An 18,014-nucleotide genomic window follows, 5' to 3' on the forward strand; every position below is an offset into this window, starting at 1 on the left:
TTTTATTAGAATGACAAATTAACACCTACAGAAAGAGTTTTTTGTTGAGGATAATAATATCCGCCTTGTCCGGAAGGGGCCTCCGGGTCAATATGATATTTTCTTAACTTATCGAATGTCAACAAATTGGTACCTGCAAAATAGACTCTGCATTGCTTTATAAATAATTTCGTACAAAGCTCTTTGGGCAAATTATATCCGATAGCCAACGATTTCAGACGTAAATAACCTGCTTTTTTATAAAAATAATCAGATGTATAACCATTGGTAGCAGCACCACCTAAACGAGGATAAAGAGCATCAGATACATTATTTTGTTCACACCAACGAAGATCATACAGCTCCTGTGGGAATGTTAATGTATTATGCCATAATGTGATATTGCTGTTATATCCGAAAGCACCCTGGAAAAGAGCCGCAAAATCAAAATCTTTATATTTCAGATCGACATTCAGTCCATACATCCAATGAGGCATCGTTCCTTTACCTATCTCAACCTGGTCTTTCCAGTCCAACACTTTATCGCCGTTTACATCTACATAGCGAATATCTCCCGGCCGTAAAGATGCATTTTGCTTATTATCCTGATCAAAACCCAAATTATCAATTTCTTCCTGAGAAGTAAACAATCCGTCCGATACATATCCAAATTGTCTGTCTATCCATTGTCCGGACTTCTGATTTATCCTTTTCTGGTCAGGATCTGTATACATCTGCTCTTCATAATGATCCCATTTTGCTCTGGACCACGAAATATTACCGCTGATGTTATAGCTGAAATCTTTAAAGTTTTTTGAACTACCGACAATAAATTCAAAACCTCTATCTGTCATACTATTAAGATTCTCATCAGGAAAACTAGCACCAAATGTAGGAGACAAACTCATAGAGCGTTTAGCCGGGATACCTGATCTCTTCCGGTAGAAAACATCCCCTTCTCCATAAATCAACTGATTCAGGAATGAATAATTCAGACCGACATTCCATATTTCAAATTTTTCCCAGGACAAAATAGGATTAGCCAAGCCTGTTGTCACAATACCGGACATACTTTTATCTCCCAACAGATAATATCCATTCAGCTTATAACCGGATAGATACTGGAAGTTACCCACAGCATCATTACCTGAACGTCCGTAACTTGCCCTAACCTTTAAGTCATCCAATACAGATTTAGCATTTTCCATAAAGGATTCCTCTGTGATTCTCCACCCTAATGAAGCACTCGGGAAAAAGCCCCATCTGTGTCCGGGAGCAAACTTAGCCGAGGCATCCGCTCTTAATGTTGTTTCCAACAAATATTTATTCTTATAGGAATAATTAAATCTTCCGACAAAACTCTTACGTCCCATCTCCGATGAGGCTCCGTCATTTTTCATTGTTTCGGTATTACCGACAAATAATTCCTCAATGGAAGGAGTCAGCATATCTTCTCTACTTGCTGACATCCAGTTTCCCGAATAATCAATCGCTTCATACAGAGCCAAAACAGACAAAGTATGATCTTCCGCCAACGTATTATCATAATTAACAGAGAACTGCCTGGTCAGCATCTTACTCCGATCATCCCGTTGTGATAATTGGGCCGAATTTCCCAATCCTCCTGCACTGATATAGGTATCACTCGCCACATCATATCTATAAAAGGAAGATGGTCTGTTAAATCTCTTCTGGAATTTAATATCGTCATAATAATTAACAAAGAATTTAGCAGAGAGTCCCTTTACCCATTTAATATTATATTTTAAAGCGATTGTACCGGTTAAAGTAAGCTTTTCGTCTTTGGTATATCCGGATAAATCAGTATTGGATGTAACATGTGCACCCCCTGTTCCCTTTCCATCAGCATAAGAGATTCTCGTCGGATCTGGCAAATGAGCCGGATAAATAGGCAACGTATTCCAAAAATCCTGCCAAACCGTATTTTCCCCTGCGGACTGGCCACGAACTGTCGTCATATTATCAGACTTTATGAAAGACAAGTCCAACTGCAACGATAGCTGATCTGTGATGTTGGCATCGATATTCGACTGTAAATTATAACGCTTATAATCTCCACCATTATTTTTCCAAATAGATTCCTGGCCTAAATAGCCCAAAAAACCATAATATTTAATCTTCTCACTACCTCCGCGTACCGATATATTATGCTGGTTCAACGGAGACCAGTTTCTGATCAATTCGTTATACCAATCTGTATTTACATACTGCGGATCCGTACCGTCATAGAACTTCTGTATCTGTTCTTCCGTATAGGGAGCAGTCGATTCCGGTTTACCGGACTGAAGCCACTCTTCCCGTTTCAAAGTAGCATAATCACCCGAAGATACAGGTTTAGGCATAGTAGTAATACCTTGAAAAGTAATAGATGAATTAATAGCAATAGTCGGCTTTTGGACAACACCTCTCTTTGTGGTTACCAAAATAACACCATTACCGGCACGAGCTCCATAAATTGAAGCGGAACCATCTTTCAATATACTGATAGACTCGATCTGATTCGGATCGACCCGGTTAAAATCAGTTTCTATTCCATCCACGATCCAAATAGCATTATCCGCAAATCCACGCACTTTTATAGTTGCCTGGTCCGCCCCAGGTTGTCCGCTTGCCTGCTGAGAGACTAATCCGGGTAATCTACCACCTAAACTATTTATAGTACTGGAAACCGGAGCAACGGTCATTTCTTCGCTTTTAACCGTTGCGATAGATCCTGTCAAGTTTCCTTTTTTCTGTGTACCATATCCGACAACTACCACTTCATCCAATGTTTTGGTATCTTCTTTTAATGTAACAGCCAACGACTGTTCATTACCAATCTTTATTTCAGATGAAAGATAGCCGATATAAGAGATCTCCAGTAAGTCTCCCTTTTCTACATTTAAAGAAAAATGTCCGTCTATATCCGTTACAGCACCATTGGTCGTTCCTTTGACCATTACATTTGCTCCAATAATAGGGATACCCGCAGCATCGACCACCGTCCCTGTAATCTTCTTTCCTTTTTGGGTAATAACAGGATTTGACGATTTTACAGACAACACAATTCGATTTTCCACAACTGAATAACCGACATTGGTTCCGGAAAAAACGGTATCCAGTATTTTAAATATATCAGCATCATCGACAGATACCGATACTTTACGATTCAAATCGACATGACGATTGTTATAAAAGAAAGAAAAATTACTTTTAGCTTCTATCTGTTCCAAGACTTCCTGCACTGTTTGATTTTTAGTATCCAAACTAATCCGGGCAGTTTGTGCATAGCTACCAGAGGCATGTAGTAAGCTAATTGAACTTATCAAAAAGACAAAAAACAGTTTCATAACCAATGGAATCTTTTTTAAGGTTAACCCGAGTGACTTTGTCACCCATAGAAATTGGGTAATAGATAATTTTTGCATAACTTTGTGTACTTTTTTTAAGGAAAAAATGATTTGAAACGAACCTGTCGCCAAACAGGTTTCTCTCAGTTAGTTCATTTCATTCGGATGAATACGCCAATATTTATCCGAATGTTTTTGTTTCAAGGGGGTCCGTTTGCCATACGCTTCTGTTTTTAATAGATTTCTACTTTACTTTTCCTATCCAATTGATTTTCCGACGGAATATAACGCCACTTAATTCCGGAAGAAGCATTGAATATGTCTAATATCTGTTCCAATCGATGATTGGTAAACGATCCGGTATAAAAGTCTTTTACATATTTATTATTCGACACTACAAAATCCACATTAAACCTTTTTGTCAACATACGTAAAGCCTCTTCAAACGGGGTTTTCCTGAAAATAATCATTCCATTCTTCCAGGATATTTCAGCTTCTCCATTTGTCTGATATATGCTCGCCCGGTCTGCTTGTATATTATAAACCAGCTTTTCCCCCGGCTTCATATTCACCTGTCCGGACCTGGAAATAAAAGCGACTTTACCACTGATCAATGTGGTCGAAACAATAGAATCCCACTTAAAAGCCTCCATATTAAAAGAAGTTCCCAATACTTCGACCCTGGCATTGTGAGGAGTCGTTACAACAAACCGTTTTTCCGGATTTTTTACAACTTCAAAGAAAGCCTCACCTTCCAACCGAACCGAACGGAAATCCCCATCGAACGTTGCCGGATATACCAGCGACGACTCGGAATTTAGATTCACCTTTGTGCCGTCCGGTAATGTCAGGCTGGTTGTCATTCCCGGATTTGTCCGGACTTCCAACATACGGATATCCCGCTTTTCAGGAATAAGAACTTCCAACAGATAAGCTGCCAACAACGGAATGAATAATATCGCAGCAACCCTCTGTCCCCACATAAACAACGTCTTCAGCTGACTTCTTCGGATACGCCCGTCGACTTTATCCAAAGCATTATCTGTATTTACCTGATCCATGATAGCAATAGTATCCGAAGCCAGGTATATCAGTTGTATCTGCTGAGCAATTTTATAATGTTCTTCAGATTGACGAATCCAGATTTCAACTTTCTCTTTCTCCTCTGCTGAAACATTTCCGTCACAATAGCGGGGAAGTAACTCCTCTACAATATTTATATTATTCTCGCTCATTTAATCTCCTTTTATTATTATGACAGGTGAAATCAGATGAGTTCCTAAACAGAAATTGACTTTTTTCAAAAAAAAATTATGATATTTGCTCTTAGATAAGAAAAACATATGAAAGGGAGTATATATAAAGAGCAATACCAGAATGATAATCTTCTTTTGTCAGCTTTACGTCAATCGGACAGGGAAGCATATACCTTCTTATTCCGGAAATATTACCCAATGCTGTGTGCTTATTGCCACAAGTTTATTTCCTTAGAAGATTCAGAAGAGATCGTTCAGGATGTTCTGTTCTGGTTATGGGAATCCCGCAAAGAGCTGGTTATCGAAAAGTCACTCAGCCAATATCTATTCAAGATTATATATAATAGAGCCATCAATAAAATAGCCAGTCTACAGGCAAAAAACAAAGCTGATACCATTTTCTTTGAGCAAATGCAGGAAATGTTACAGGACACCGATTACTACCAGATTACCGAACTAAGAGAATTGCTCAAAAAAGCTATTAACAAACTACCGGACAGCTACCGGCAGGCATTCGTCATGCACCGGTTCCAGCATATGAACTACAAGGAGATAGCTGAACAGGCAGGAGTTTCCAGTAAAACTATAGACTACCGAATCCAGCAGGCTCTAAAGATTTTACGCAAAGAATTAAAGGATTATCTACCTCTTCTATACTTTATTCATTTGGTCTGAAGCTATATCATACCGATATATTCTTATTTTTCCCGATTATTCGTACCTTTGTTCTAACAATACAAAAGGAGCATTCATGTATTTCAAAAATATAATCGGTCAGGAAGAAATAAAGAAACAACTTATCCATTCAGCACAAACAGGTGTTGTTCCACATGCCCAGCTATTTACAGAACAGGGAGGTGCAGGAGCTTTTCCTCTGGCTTTGGCATATGCCCGTTACCTGAATTGTACTCACCGGACAGAGACTGATGCTTGCGGGACATGTCCGTCCTGCCTGAAATACAATGAACTGGCACATCCGGATTTACATTTTGTCTTTCCTATCGTTGCCAAGAAAGAAAAGAAAAAAGAAGTGTGCGACGATTATCTGACCGAGTGGCGCGGGTTCCTGAAAGACCGTCCCTATTTCAATATAGACGGCTGGCTCGATTATATAGATGCCGGTAACTCACAGGCTATCATCTATTCAAAGGAAAGCGACGAGATTATCCGTAAACTGAACTTGAAAATATATGAAGCGACTTACCGTATCTTATTGGTCTGGTTACCCGAAAAACTACATCCGACCTGTGCTAACAAACTTCTGAAAGTTATCGAGGAACCTCCTTTAAATACAGTTATCCTGATGGTCTCGGAAATACCCGACCAGGTATTGGGAACAATTCTCTCACGGGCACAACGGATTAATGTCCGTTCCATCCATCCCGAAGCGATAACAACAGCTATGATGATGCAATTCGGTTTGGCAGCCGACGATGCCAAACATGTTGCCCATCTGGCCAACGGCAATTACCTGAAGGCAGTAGAAGCGATCAGCCTCAGCGAAGAGAACAGTTTCTATCTGGAACAGTTTAAAACGATGATGCGTAATTCCTGGGCACGAAATGTAAAAGGAATGAAAGCAATGGGAGATATTCTGGCCGGTATCGGACGGGAACGGCAAAAGAACTTCCTCCAATATTGCCAGCATTTGATACGCGAAAACTTTATGTATCGTTTTCAGTCTCCAGATTTGAATTATATGAATATGGACGAAGCTGGTTTTGCCGTCAAGTTTGCCCCTTTCGTCAACGAACGGAATGTATTCGATATAATGGAAGAACTGGCTAAAGCAGAACGCCATATAACACAGAATGTAAATGCTAAAATGGTTTTCTTTGACTTGTCGTTACGATTGACAGTTTTGATAAAGCGGTAAATAAAACTTACCACCATATCTGCCGTCCATTTTCAAAAGTAAAAATACGTTCTTGTTTTCCTCTTGTTCGATTACTCAACAGTAATAGAACATTATCCGGAACAAAGTCAAAACATAAATATTTATCTTTTGCTTTCTTTATTCCTAAAGACTTCCATCCTGTCCGATCCCAATATTGCAATTCATAAACGTCTCCGTAATGTACCGCATTATCATCACTTCTTGGCAAACAACGTACACGATCTATTGTAACAGCTTTCCCCATATCTAACCCAATCCATGCACTATCCGGTTGTTCTGCATGAAAAAATGTCAAATAATCTCCATCAAAAGCCTTCTCCCTGACCATATCCGGATTGTTCTGATATATCTTATCCGTTCCAATAATTTTACCTGAAGCGATGCTATCCTTATCTTTTTCAAAAAACTGTAACTCTGCAATATTACAATAACTGTTCTTTTCCGAAAGATAACGCCAATAACGATATTCTTGATCAGGATTCAGTTTTATCAAGTCAGGATAAGCAAAATCTTTTATTTTGTATAACAGCTGATACTGACCAAAATCTTTATCATTAGAAGCCTGGATCTCACCTCCCACCATTCTATATTCAATATCTGCCAGAGCTACACTTTTAGGATACTTACGACATAAACAAATATTTCTTCTACTTGCTGTATCCGCAATAAAGTATTTTAGGTCTCCATTTTTTTCGACGAGAAACGGATAAGAAACCGGAACTAAAGTACTTCCATTATACCCTAATACCAAATAGATAATATTCCTACCTACATTTTGAAATTCACCCCCACCACCTTTACAAACACCCAAATCCACAACATTCCATGACCGATTATCAAAAACAGCTAAATAGACATATTTATCTTTTAAATGAGTTTTTACTAATTGGACAGATAAATTACTCGTTTGTACATATTCATTTGTAACATCCTTTTCAAAAACTTCGAAAAAAGGATGTTTATAGGTTGCTTCATTCAAATAGCAAACAACCCTCTCATTAGCTGTATAAGTAATTCTATATACCTTTGGAATAGATTCATATGGAAAAAATAGATCCCCTGGATTGGAACTAAGACCAAAACTGAATGGCAAATAATTTCCATTATCGCTTAAAAGCGTATACCATGCATGTGCTCCCTCCTTTCCTCCCCATTGGGGAATATAATCCATAGTAACAGGAAGTCCATGGCTTCTCATTACCATTGTTGCCAACAAAGCAGATCCAAAACAATCTTCATAAGCGACTTTATAAATTGATGAATTCAAAAAAGGTAATCCTACAGGCTTTTTAGTTTCAGCTTCTTTTGTTCCCGAAAATGAAGCATTTATATCCACATTTATTTGGGAAGCAACAAAATAGGAAGAGTTATCAGATTGATCATAACCCAGTTTAGATTTTAATTTTTTATCAAACCGCACAGATAAAGTATCCCGCCATGCATCCAATTGCTGATATTCAAAACACTTATAGGGTAGTATCAATTCACAAAACTGTTCAAAATCAACTTGCTTAACGAGCCGTCCATTTCCCCACAAATCAAAAGCCTGATCAATATTACGTATAAGATAATCAGCAGTAACTATCTTTATATCTTCTTCTTCCTGAAAAGAGACTTTCGAGTAGTTACGAGCGATTTTTTTTATTTCCTCATTCTTGACATCAACAGTCGTATCTGTATTTATAATTGATTCCAGCTCTTTATAATAATTTTCTATCTCATCCCCTATATAAGAACGATGTCCCGGCATATTCTCAATAAGAAAAATAGCAGCTTTCAACTTCAAAGGATTAGGATCATTTTTATAATACTTAAGTACTTTCTCCAACTCAGATCTATTCTCTTCTGCCAGAGATAAAGTCTGATCCAATTTATCAATTGAATGACACGAGATAAATACAGTTATTAGTAAAAAACTAATAAATAATGCTTTAGAGTCCTTTTTGAACATATTCTATCATTTCGTTTTTTATTCTTTGAACTTTAAAAGAAGATATCTTCACTTTTTTATGGATAATCTTTTCAGCAAGATTATACGCCTTTTCCTTTTGACCAATCCGATCATACAAATGCACTAACTGATATAAAGGAATAAAACGATTCGGACACATATTTGAAGCCAATACAAAACATTCCTCTGCCTTTTCAAATTTTTCTTTCTGCAGATAACAGTCTGCTAATAAAAGCTGTACATCATAATCATTCCAATAATGAGTACACTTATTTAATATAATATTACTTATTTCATAACTTTCCACTCTATTTAATATTGCCCCGTAGTTATAAAGAAACGCAGGATCCCCATTCCATTCAAAATATAATTTCTCATAACTATTAAGTAATAACTCCTTATTCCTAAATTTATTTTTTTGTACTAAATTTCCCCAAAGTCTTTCAAATCGTATATCATTTACCAAAACAACGCTAATAATACCAATCAACATAATGCTAACAACTTTACCTAAAACATTAATAGAAATACTAAAAACCTCTTTTGTTTTAATATTAGCTAAACTATATGCTAAAAGAACTAGAACAAACGGATAACGTAACGGATAGGAAAAACAAGCAAATATTCCAACTGAGAGCAAACATATATGTGATATAGTTATTCGTCTCGAAGATTTTATTATAACTAACAATATTAAAATTACTAATATTAATCCTATAATACCGTATTCTATAGTTAAAAACAAATATTCATTGAATGGATGAATAACATTATCTGCCAACATTGAGTATAGAGTATTAGAGTTTTTTTGAAAATAATCAGCTTGATACAACATATAGTTACTCATAAATCCACCTGTACCATATCCAAATATAGGTTTATTAAGTATCATAATATAAGAATTTTTCCATATAAAAAACCTTCCTATAACAGAATCTATTTTCAAAATTAATAGTCCCATTATTATAATAAATAATATAAGAAATAGTGGTAAAATAAGTTTTTTACGATTCACTAAAATACTACAATATTCATCCTTAAAGTATACAACAAAAATGGCAAATACTGTTATAACTCCAGTTCTTGAACCAGATAAAATTATAGATATAACAATAATAGTTAAAAGAAATAGTTCAATATAATGCTTCTCTCCTTTCTTACTTACCACAGACAAGCAGAATGGAATCCCGGTAGAAAGACAAGCAGAAAAACCTGCAGGATTATCAAAACTACCAACTAGATTAAATGAGCCATAAATATAAAACACCTCCATACATTGTATCAGACCAAAACAAGCTTGAATAAAACATACACAAAGTATGATAAAATTTATACTTTGATGAGAACCTATAGGAAGTTGCTTAAAAGAAAGATAAAATAGAATAAAAACAATAACTGATAATACATATATTCTGTTTTGTTCTAACGAAATTAAACACGTATGAATGAGTAAATAGTATATAAAGACAATAGTCATTATAACTATTTTGTCAAGAGATATAATTATTTCTTTTATCACAAACAAAGTTATCAAGAAGCAGACTATACCCCCAGCTACAAAAGCATACCACTTCGGGAGTATATTGACCTCAACAAATCCTTTAAATGATAAAAACATTATACAAAATAGAACAAAAGCGATAGTTATATTTAAAACTATATCTTTTTTATTAATTCCAACAAAATATTTATTTATAAACACTTTAATACAAATGGAAAATTACACAAATTTCACTATTCATCTCAATCACTAACAAAGATTTAAACATCCAAAATAAAACAAATATTATCATACTACAAATCTCATATACATTATTTATCGCAACTAACTTGATATATATTATAATATATTTTCATCTTTCAAAATTTTTTCAAGTACTAGAAAACGTTCCAAACGTTCCTTATTAATTTTTTTAATATCTTCTTTACCAGCAAGGATAGTTTTGGAAAAAATTTTCCTCTTTTCTTTAAGGTCTGAACTTTTATTTATTTCTTTAACCTCTAACTTAATTACATCATTCAATTCTAGTTCAGATTCAAGCCAACAGTATGAGATCATATCTTGGTCAAGTCCAGATACTTGTATATAACATTTACCATATCTATTATAGATACAAACATTTATACTAATATCATGTCCTAATGCAATATCTATTATCTCTTTGCCTAACAATATTTCAATTCCTTTCATTACAGCAATCCTTCCTTTTCTAAATCCTGTTTCAACATCTTATACTCTTTGAGAAGTTCTTGTCTATCAATCATATCAACACTAAATGGTGAATTCTCTTCAATATCTAAAACTGTTACTTTTATCTTATCCTCAGGGTTAAGTTTTGACTGAATCCAATTAACAGATGCAAAATTACTATAGTCTACACCACAAACAGATATTCGATTATAGACATCAATATTAATTGCCACCACCCCTGCTTCAAGCCCAGCTTTAACATTTTCATCATTAATACATATATCAAATCCTTTCATTTTATATAAATTTTAGTTTAACGGACATCCAGTTTGATTCCAATAACCATTTCGTTTACAAAATTGAAGGCAATCTTGACAATTCATTCGTATCCAATCATATTGAATTACATAATATCTATCAACAAAAAACTTGGAATAAAAAATATACTTCCAAATATTGCAATAATAAATAATAACAAATTCAAATATTTAATTTGATCTTTCATCTTTCTGTTACAAACAATATATAGTAAATTATTTTCATGAAACTATTTTTATTCGGTATAATCAACAATTATATACTATAATAAAGTAATACTGTATATATAAATAAGGATAACAGAATCAATGTCATAATTAACACATATATAGCTTTATATATCTGTTTACTTTTATACATTATAAGTATTTGTTTTCCATGAACAATAGCTATATATAGTGTAATTACCATTAAAATAGGAGGAAGATATGTCATAAACCTATCACTACCATATAACAACTGCCTACCATCTGTAATTATATAACTAACAAACATATAAACAACTAATAACAATGAAAAAATCAGATTTATATACTTATTCATTTTCATCATATTTATACATTTAGCAACCCCTCACACAAACATCATAACTGTCATGTGCATAATCTCTAGCAGCTGCTATTCCAAATTCAGCACCCCACCAGGTAGTAACACTAGCTCCTGCAATTGCTAAGCATGTTGCAATATTAAAAGCTGTTGCACAATAAGTTATCATATCCGCTGCTTTTCTTTGCTCTGCACAACGTCTAACGCAATCATTGCCATTAGTTCAACCACAACTCTCTAATCATCAAAAAATAACCATATCCAGTAAGAGTATATAATTTACAAACCCTATAATCAATATTACGTCAGTTACTATTGACCACCAGATTTCATTATTGTCTGTGAACTGTCGTTCCAGTTGACCCAGTCCCTCCTCCAGATATCTTAAAACCATTTCCATTCCATCCAATCGATACTGAACAAGCTGCACCATAAGCATATGCCCAAGCAAATTCATGATATGTTGAAATATTGATCTGACCACTAATTGTTCTTACATCAGCACTACAGGACCATCCAAAAGCAGAATCATGACTTGATCTTAATTTTCGATCATATAAGACCCCTGCATTAAAATATGAATTACAGCTAATGCTATATGAAAAAACCGTCTGACCATAATAATTACGTCCCGAATCTGACTGGCTAAACTGCCGTACTACAGGACCTTCAGATTCAGATTTCGTTTTAACAAATGGTACATTCAATTCTATCTCTTTATCTTTTTGCTCTAATTTAGAGCTTTTTTCAATAATATAAATTCCTATATTATCATAAATAAGACCACCATGTTCATTCGAGACTATTGCTGTGGAATAAAAAGTATCTCCCTTGTAAGTCCATTCTAACTCTAATAATTCCATTCCTATCATAATAGAAGTTTGTAGTTGGGATTTGAGATATGAAAATGGATCTTCGCTACTTAATGTTTTCACAGATTGCCTTACCATCCCTATCGGAATAATCTCAAAATTTGAAAAATTTAAATCTGTATACTGAACAATTGCCGAATTATCTGAAAGTAATTCTTCAATTATTACAGGAATATCGACTTCTCTATCAATTTTACCCTTGTACGTATACCCCTGAAAACTAATCCCCTGAAAACTTGTTTTTGTTTTTAGATCATTGTTCTTTTGGGCATATTCTAACTGTTTCTGCCAAGTCTTTGGCTGGGCTAATAAATCAGAGACAGCCGATTCCTCATCTGGTAAAATAGCATTACTACAAGAAAATAGTAATAAAACAGCACTTAATAATAAATAGTTTTTTTTCATTTTGAATCAATTAAAATTAAAACAATAAGAATACTCTATAAACATCATTCATTTAAAGTAAATTTATTTTCAAAAATCAACACACATCAAATCACCATTTTTTTCATTACAAATAAACAATAAAAAAATCTAATTATAACATTTCATCGATAGACAAAGTCGTCACATCATTACACCATAGAACACTATTAATCAAATTATTAGTCATACAACAAAAAAGAAAAACATAGACAATGAAGAATAAATATCTAATAGACCAATATATTAGCAAACAATAATACTGAAAGAATTAGATTTACTATTTCCATCTATAACATATCCTTATCTTTTTATAACGCTATCAACTAAAAAGTCAACAAATATGACTCCAAAGACATGTGATTAAGTATTTTATTAACATTCCCTGCATCAATTTTCTTCTTAATTCTAAACTTGCAGGTAGATACAGAGGATGGCGATATTCCCATTAATGAAGCAATATGCAAACGATCTACTTTTAGTTTTATTAAACAACATATTCTCAAATCATTATGAGAAAGATTTGGATAATGCTTACTTAATCGCACAAGAAAATCATCAAAAATATAGTTTGTCCAACGCTCTATATAAGGCCATTCTTCTGTACTTATATATGCCACCTTGTCTCTTTTGGAACCGAAGAATCCCCAAAACCACAATACCCGTTCACGTAATTTGTTTTTCAATATATTATCCATAAGGTTAAACTAAGTTTATAGTTCATATCACATATTTCTTTAATCAAAGAATATCTCATATATTCTGCAAACCGGTTATTATAAACAAATCCGGTGCTAATAGTGATTAAAGTATTACTATTGACACCGGATTAGCAAATGAAAAGGGTAATAAATACCTAATGAATCAAGCCATCACCTGCCGGAGAATAAGCTCCTATTTCACCAATATAAGCATACGATGAACGAGAATTTGAAGCGACATAATACATGAAATAGCGTGCTTTAACAACATTAGTCGCCCTTGAAAATTGAGGGATATCGACTACATTATCCAAATTGTAAATGCCATAATTCATCCAGCCTGCATCATCTGCATCTGTCGGATCAGCCAACGATTCAGCATAGAATATCTGATGTGTCGGTTGAGCACCACCTGAATCATCCATACGGCGATATACTTCAAAACTCGATATATCGACTACTTCTCCCATATCTACAATAAAATAATGAGGGAAAGGAGCCGTTGGGTTATGCTCCGTATGCCAAGGAGTATTAATATCACCATCGATGGCATTCGTTGCCGGCCATTCAGGGGAAGCCGAAGCTGAACTGAAACCGACAATCTTCCAATTCGATTTGTCTATCGGACGTTCATAATAAACCGGTATACTTTTAGAAGTAGAAATAAAAGTATCTATAGCATTCTCCTCTGGTAAGAAGCGTGAGTTGTAACTTATATTTCCCTTCAAGTTATACAGAGTTGTCGTAGTAGCATCAGCCGGAACTTCCATGCGAACCGTTTTGTCGGAAGTATCAGTATATTGTAACTCCATGCCAACCGCACCTCTAACTGTTCCTCCCCAATAGATCACCATCGAATCGCCTTCCACATCATAATGGGTAAATTCGGTAGTATAAGTTCGATTAGAAAGACTGTTCTTATAGCTCTCTCCATAAGACGATCCGGTAGCTTCAAACTCTAACGAACGATTACCAAACTTATCAAAGCTGACTAACTGGAACAGATATCCACTTTCTGGCATACCATCGAGCATAATAGGAAAAACACCAGTCTTTCCTCCGATCTCCACATCGACAGAATCTTCATAATTATTCCAATAAACGCGCAAATTTTCTACACGTTGAGCTTTTACATAAACATCTAATTGAATCCGGTTCTCACCAGCCCGGACACCCACGCTATCTACTTTCGCTGCATAAGTAATCTCCCCTTCGTCAAGATACTTGTCAGTAAGCTCATTCATATCCGAACACGACTGGCTGGCAACCACCAACAGCATCAGTAATACAAAATATATTTTATTGAATTTCATAAACTATTCTTTTTATAATTATTGATATAATTCGGATCTGTTGTCTCCAAACACAAACAATTCTCCAATCTGGAAGTTATCACCACCAGCCCAAGTTCTGGTAACCTTGATACGAATCCAACGAACAGGTGGGACATCCAACGGCATAATGAAATTCTCTCCAGATACAAGAGCTACATCATCATCTTCTGCATTATGCTCCGGTAATGGAAGACCTGACGGTTTTATAGATTCAAAAGAACCTAATAAAGTCCAACTATCCCAGTTACCCGAAGGATCCAGTTCTGTAGTACCATATACTTCAAACTCCCTAAGATTTCCTGCACCAAAAATGTAGTACGAACCACGTTGGTAAAGTAATATGCGGCTAATCTTACCAACTGTACCCAAATCAATCGTAATCGATTGAGGCCAAACCCCAGTTCCTCCAGGCGAACTAAAACCATTATCACCAGAACCATAAACATTATCCCATATACGAGACATTACCCATCCCTGCGTATCACCAATATCGTTCGGCAATTTGGCATCGGCCCATTTATTCTTATCAAATGACGTTTCAAACATAGGCGTCAGCTCTTTATAAAGCGTCGGACTGACATTTCCCCAACGGTCCTTTACATAGATTCCGAAATCCATTGGAATAGTATCCAAACCACGAGTAGCACCACTACCTTCTACAACCGTCGTATAAAATGTTTCCAAAGGTTGATAATCTCCGTATTCATCTTTACGTACAATATGAACCGTTACTTCATCCCGGTTGGCATTTGTCCATTGTCCTTGTACACCACCAAAATCTTGCACTAAATCAAGTGTTTTACCGATAGTTAACACTGGAGGTTCTTCGGGGTTTACTGTTACCTTTACAGGGGCAGATTCGTTACGACTCCGATCCACTGCAATAAGCGAGACTTCACGTGGTTCAGTATCGCCAAAACCTACTACCTTAATCGTATCATTATAAAGAGAACTTTTAGCCTCAGCGACACCTTCTTTCAAATCATAAAGTGCTTTTACATAAAGTAAATCCTCATCATCCGGCAAAGTATAACTAAGAATAGCCCCTCCGGGAATATTTTTCACACTCACATTCGATACAGCTCCAGGAGCTATAGAATCTAGAGGTTGTTGTCCAACAGGTGACTCACTGCATGACCAGGTGATCAAACCCAGTGTCATAACAGACAGTATAATCTTATTTTTCATATTCATCTTATTATAATGTATTAGATATAAAATTCGTTACCATCCGTAATTTTGTATAAGATTCTTATTAGTAATAATATTCGTTTCCCGGATAGGCATAAAATAATCTTTCACCGTTACTTTTACAGGAACCTCGGCCACATTCTGCAATTTATAAAAGTCTTCAGGTGTCTCACCCATAATATTCCATCCCTGAGGTTGAGTATTGTAAGTGTCGATCTCTTTCCAACGACGTACATCCCAGTAACGTTTGGATTCAAACGCAAACTCAATCGTTCTTTCACCGTGAATGATACTACGCAAACCATCTTTCGTTGTTGGTTTAGACGGATCGGTAGAATATTTACTCCATGACTCTACTACACCATCCAATCCGGCACGTTCACGAACCCGATCTATGTATTCGTATACTTCTGCCGAAGGACCGGAATACTCATTCAATGCTTCTGCATAGAGTAAATAAAGATCAGCCAAACGAATAACAGGGAAAGGATAAAACTCTGGTGCTGAAATATTATTGGCTGTAATACCGTTTTTATAGCTAGCCATTTTTTTCGGAGAATATCCGGTTATAGAGTAAGAACTACCACCCTGAAAACCGGACCAACCCAAATTTAAGAAATTGGTATAATTACATGACTCGAACTCTGTTTTTCCATTTCCGTAATAGATTCCTTGATCAAAACTTATACTGGCATAGAAACGAGGTTCACGGTTATAATGCATATAACAAGTACGCTGCCCTTCTTTGACTAAATATTTCTCATCTCCGGAAGAAGGTTCGGGACGCAATTCATAACGCTTAGCGTACCAAGATTCTTTATTCCATTCCTTATCTTCGTTCATAGGAACCCCATTGGATGTATAAAAACTTTCCACTGTTTTAATCGTCGGAGCCCATTGACCATTGATTGTATTGATCACTTCTGAATTAACACGTAAAACACGAGGGGTCGAATGATTAGAACGGTCATTACATTGACTGTTTGTTCCTCCCCATATCAACTCACAATTCCAACGCTCGCAAACGACCTGACGTAACATGGTCTGTAACTGGAATACAGGGTCTTGAGTCAATGTGATCGGCTCAATTTCCGTATAAAGTTTCTTACCGGCGCTATGACAGGATTCTATCGCTTCTTTACAAGCATCTGCTGCAATTTTCCATTTTTCAGGATCATAAGTCTGATTAAATAAAACTGTTCCGCGATTATCTACCAATCCCGCCATTTCCGTATTGCCATTAAACAAAGGACTGGCTGCCATAACTAACATCTCTGCACGAACAGCCAAAGCAATCTGCTTATCGACACGACCACCTTCAAGACTTATAACCATGTCTTTATAATCAGGAAGATCGGGCAATGCTTCCAAAATCAGATCATTCACATAAGCCACCACATCATCTACTTTATCACGATAAACCGCAACTTGCTCAGGTGAAGCAGAAACCGGAAGGTTTTCATTTATAATAGGTATAGGACCATAACATTTCAACAGATAATAATGATAATATGCCTTTAGAAATTTCACTTCAGCGATCCAACGATCACGCTCGTATGAATCCAGATCAACTGTATTTTCAATATTTTCAAGAAAGATGTTACAATCACGGATACCTACAAATAACCCTTTACCACCTTGCAAACCATCCCAAAAATTCAGATAAGGATCATCCAGTTTTTGAAAACCACGTTGCAAATAAGAGGCTGTATAAGTTGGTTCATTAAGTGTTGTCGAATAAAACTGCCATGTCTCGTCTCCCCCGTTAATAGCCGGATCATTAAATAAATCCCCCCACTGCGGACGATAACTGTAACAAGTATATAAAAACTTTTCGGCAGCAGCTCGATTTGTAAAAGCCGACTCAACCGTTGCTACGTTATCCGGAACTAAATCCAAATAACCGTCACACGAGGTAAATACCTGTAGTAATGTTGTAAACATTAATATTTTATAGAATGCTTTCATGTAAACTAATTTATTGATTAATAGAATCAAATAAGAC

At 35.6% G+C, this 18,014-nt stretch carries 13 protein-coding genes; 2 read left to right on the top strand and 11 right to left on the bottom strand.

Translation table 11 applies throughout. From position 1 onward, the window contains the following. Positions 1 to 5: 5 nt before the first annotated feature. Both DWX23_RS11260 and DWX23_RS11265 read right to left on the bottom strand, forming a co-directional pair. Complete coding sequence (locus tag DWX23_RS11260; protein WP_233587579.1) at positions 6 to 3,245, bottom strand: TonB-dependent receptor; 3,240 nt, start codon at positions 3,243 to 3,245, stop codon at positions 6 to 8. Between the two features lie 317 nt (positions 3,246 to 3,562). Then, entirely contained in the window at positions 3,563 to 4,564 is a 1,002-nt protein-coding gene (locus DWX23_RS11265; RefSeq protein WP_122374544.1) for a FecR family protein, read from the bottom strand. Positions 4,565 to 4,672: 108 nt separating this feature from the next. Between DWX23_RS11265 and DWX23_RS11270 the strand changes: the two genes are divergently transcribed. After that, positions 4,673 to 5,260, top strand: a complete 588-nt coding sequence (locus DWX23_RS11270) for an RNA polymerase sigma-70 factor (RefSeq protein ID WP_122374545.1) — start codon at positions 4,673 to 4,675, stop codon at positions 5,258 to 5,260. A 76-nt stretch (positions 5,261 to 5,336) separates the two neighbouring features. Further along, positions 5,337 to 6,461 (top strand): DNA polymerase III subunit delta, encoded by a 1,125-nt coding sequence (locus tag DWX23_RS11275; protein ID WP_122354108.1) that lies wholly within the window; start codon positions 5,337 to 5,339, stop codon positions 6,459 to 6,461. Positions 6,462 to 6,468: 7 nt separating this feature from the next. Here DWX23_RS11275 and DWX23_RS11280 read toward each other — a convergent pair whose 3' ends face one another. From DWX23_RS11280 to DWX23_RS11320, 9 genes are all read right to left on the bottom strand, one after another. Then, positions 6,469 to 8,433: a discoidin domain-containing protein gene (locus DWX23_RS11280; RefSeq protein ID WP_122374546.1), complete on the bottom strand. Its 1,965-nt coding sequence runs from the start codon at positions 8,431 to 8,433 to the stop codon at positions 6,469 to 6,471. After that, positions 8,414 to 9,706: an O-antigen ligase family protein gene (locus DWX23_RS11285; RefSeq protein WP_158607069.1), complete on the bottom strand. Its 1,293-nt coding sequence runs from the start codon at positions 9,704 to 9,706 to the stop codon at positions 8,414 to 8,416. The genes DWX23_RS11280 and DWX23_RS11285 overlap by 20 nt, the downstream gene beginning before the upstream one ends. Positions 9,707 to 10,273: 567 nt before the next feature. Beyond that, a complete protein-coding gene (locus DWX23_RS11290; protein WP_122374548.1) occupies positions 10,274 to 10,624 on the bottom strand; it encodes a hypothetical protein in 351 nt (116 codons plus the stop codon). Next, the gene (locus DWX23_RS11295) at positions 10,624 to 10,920 is read right to left on the bottom strand and encodes a hypothetical protein (protein WP_122374549.1); all 297 of its coding nucleotides are present in this window, start codon (positions 10,918 to 10,920) and stop codon (positions 10,624 to 10,626) included. Before DWX23_RS11295 ends, DWX23_RS11290 begins: the two co-directional genes overlap by 1 nt. A 900-nt stretch (positions 10,921 to 11,820) precedes the next feature. After that, on the bottom strand, positions 11,821 to 12,765 hold the full coding sequence (locus DWX23_RS11305) for a hypothetical protein (protein WP_122374551.1): 945 nt from the start codon (positions 12,763 to 12,765) through the stop codon (positions 11,821 to 11,823). A gap of 344 nt (positions 12,766 to 13,109) precedes the next feature. Further along, on the bottom strand, positions 13,110 to 13,481 hold the full coding sequence (locus tag DWX23_RS24795; RefSeq protein ID WP_147382535.1) for a hypothetical protein: 372 nt from the start codon (positions 13,479 to 13,481) through the stop codon (positions 13,110 to 13,112). 158 nt (positions 13,482 to 13,639) lie between these two features. After that, positions 13,640 to 14,797: a DUF4998 domain-containing protein gene (locus tag DWX23_RS11310; protein ID WP_122374552.1), complete on the bottom strand. Its 1,158-nt coding sequence runs from the start codon at positions 14,795 to 14,797 to the stop codon at positions 13,640 to 13,642. Between the two features lie 18 nt (positions 14,798 to 14,815). Continuing rightward, positions 14,816 to 16,006 (bottom strand): DUF5000 domain-containing lipoprotein, encoded by a 1,191-nt coding sequence (locus DWX23_RS11315; protein WP_122374617.1) that lies wholly within the window; start codon positions 16,004 to 16,006, stop codon positions 14,816 to 14,818. A 36-nt stretch (positions 16,007 to 16,042) separates the two neighbouring features. Then, complete coding sequence (locus tag DWX23_RS11320) at positions 16,043 to 17,977, bottom strand: RagB/SusD family nutrient uptake outer membrane protein (protein ID WP_122374553.1); 1,935 nt, start codon at positions 17,975 to 17,977, stop codon at positions 16,043 to 16,045. Positions 17,978 to 18,014: the final 37 nt, after the last annotated feature.

It is taken from the genome of Parabacteroides sp. AF18-52, assembly GCF_003479145.1.
Classification (GTDB): domain Bacteria; phylum Bacteroidota; class Bacteroidia; order Bacteroidales; family Tannerellaceae; genus Parabacteroides; species Parabacteroides faecis.

Coding starts and splice junctions, on each gene's coding strand:
- DWX23_RS11265 (WP_122374544.1), bottom strand. CDS start 4,564: ATGAGCGAGAATAATATAAATATTGTAGAGGAGTTACTTCCCCGCTAT.
- DWX23_RS11270 (WP_122374545.1), top strand. CDS start 4,673: ATGAAAGGGAGTATATATAAAGAGCAATACCAGAATGATAATCTTCTT.
- DWX23_RS11275 (WP_122354108.1), top strand. CDS start 5,337: ATGTATTTCAAAAATATAATCGGTCAGGAAGAAATAAAGAAACAACTT.
- DWX23_RS11280 (WP_122374546.1), bottom strand. CDS start 8,433: ATGTTCAAAAAGGACTCTAAAGCATTATTTATTAGTTTTTTACTAATA.
- DWX23_RS11285 (WP_158607069.1), bottom strand. CDS start 9,706: ATGGAGGTGTTTTATATTTATGGCTCATTTAATCTAGTTGGTAGTTTT.
- DWX23_RS11290 (WP_122374548.1), bottom strand. CDS start 10,624: ATGAAAGGAATTGAAATATTGTTAGGCAAAGAGATAATAGATATTGCA.
- DWX23_RS11295 (WP_122374549.1), bottom strand. CDS start 10,920: ATGAAAGGATTTGATATATGTATTAATGATGAAAATGTTAAAGCTGGG.
- DWX23_RS11305 (WP_122374551.1), bottom strand. CDS start 12,765: ATGAAAAAAAACTATTTATTATTAAGTGCTGTTTTATTACTATTTTCT.
- DWX23_RS24795 (WP_147382535.1), bottom strand. CDS start 13,481: ATGGATAATATATTGAAAAACAAATTACGTGAACGGGTATTGTGGTTT.
- DWX23_RS11310 (WP_122374552.1), bottom strand. CDS start 14,797: ATGAAATTCAATAAAATATATTTTGTATTACTGATGCTGTTGGTGGTT.
- DWX23_RS11315 (WP_122374617.1), bottom strand. CDS start 16,006: ATGAAAAATAAGATTATACTGTCTGTTATGACACTGGGTTTGATCACC.
- DWX23_RS11320 (WP_122374553.1), bottom strand. CDS start 17,977: ATGAAAGCATTCTATAAAATATTAATGTTTACAACATTACTACAGGTA.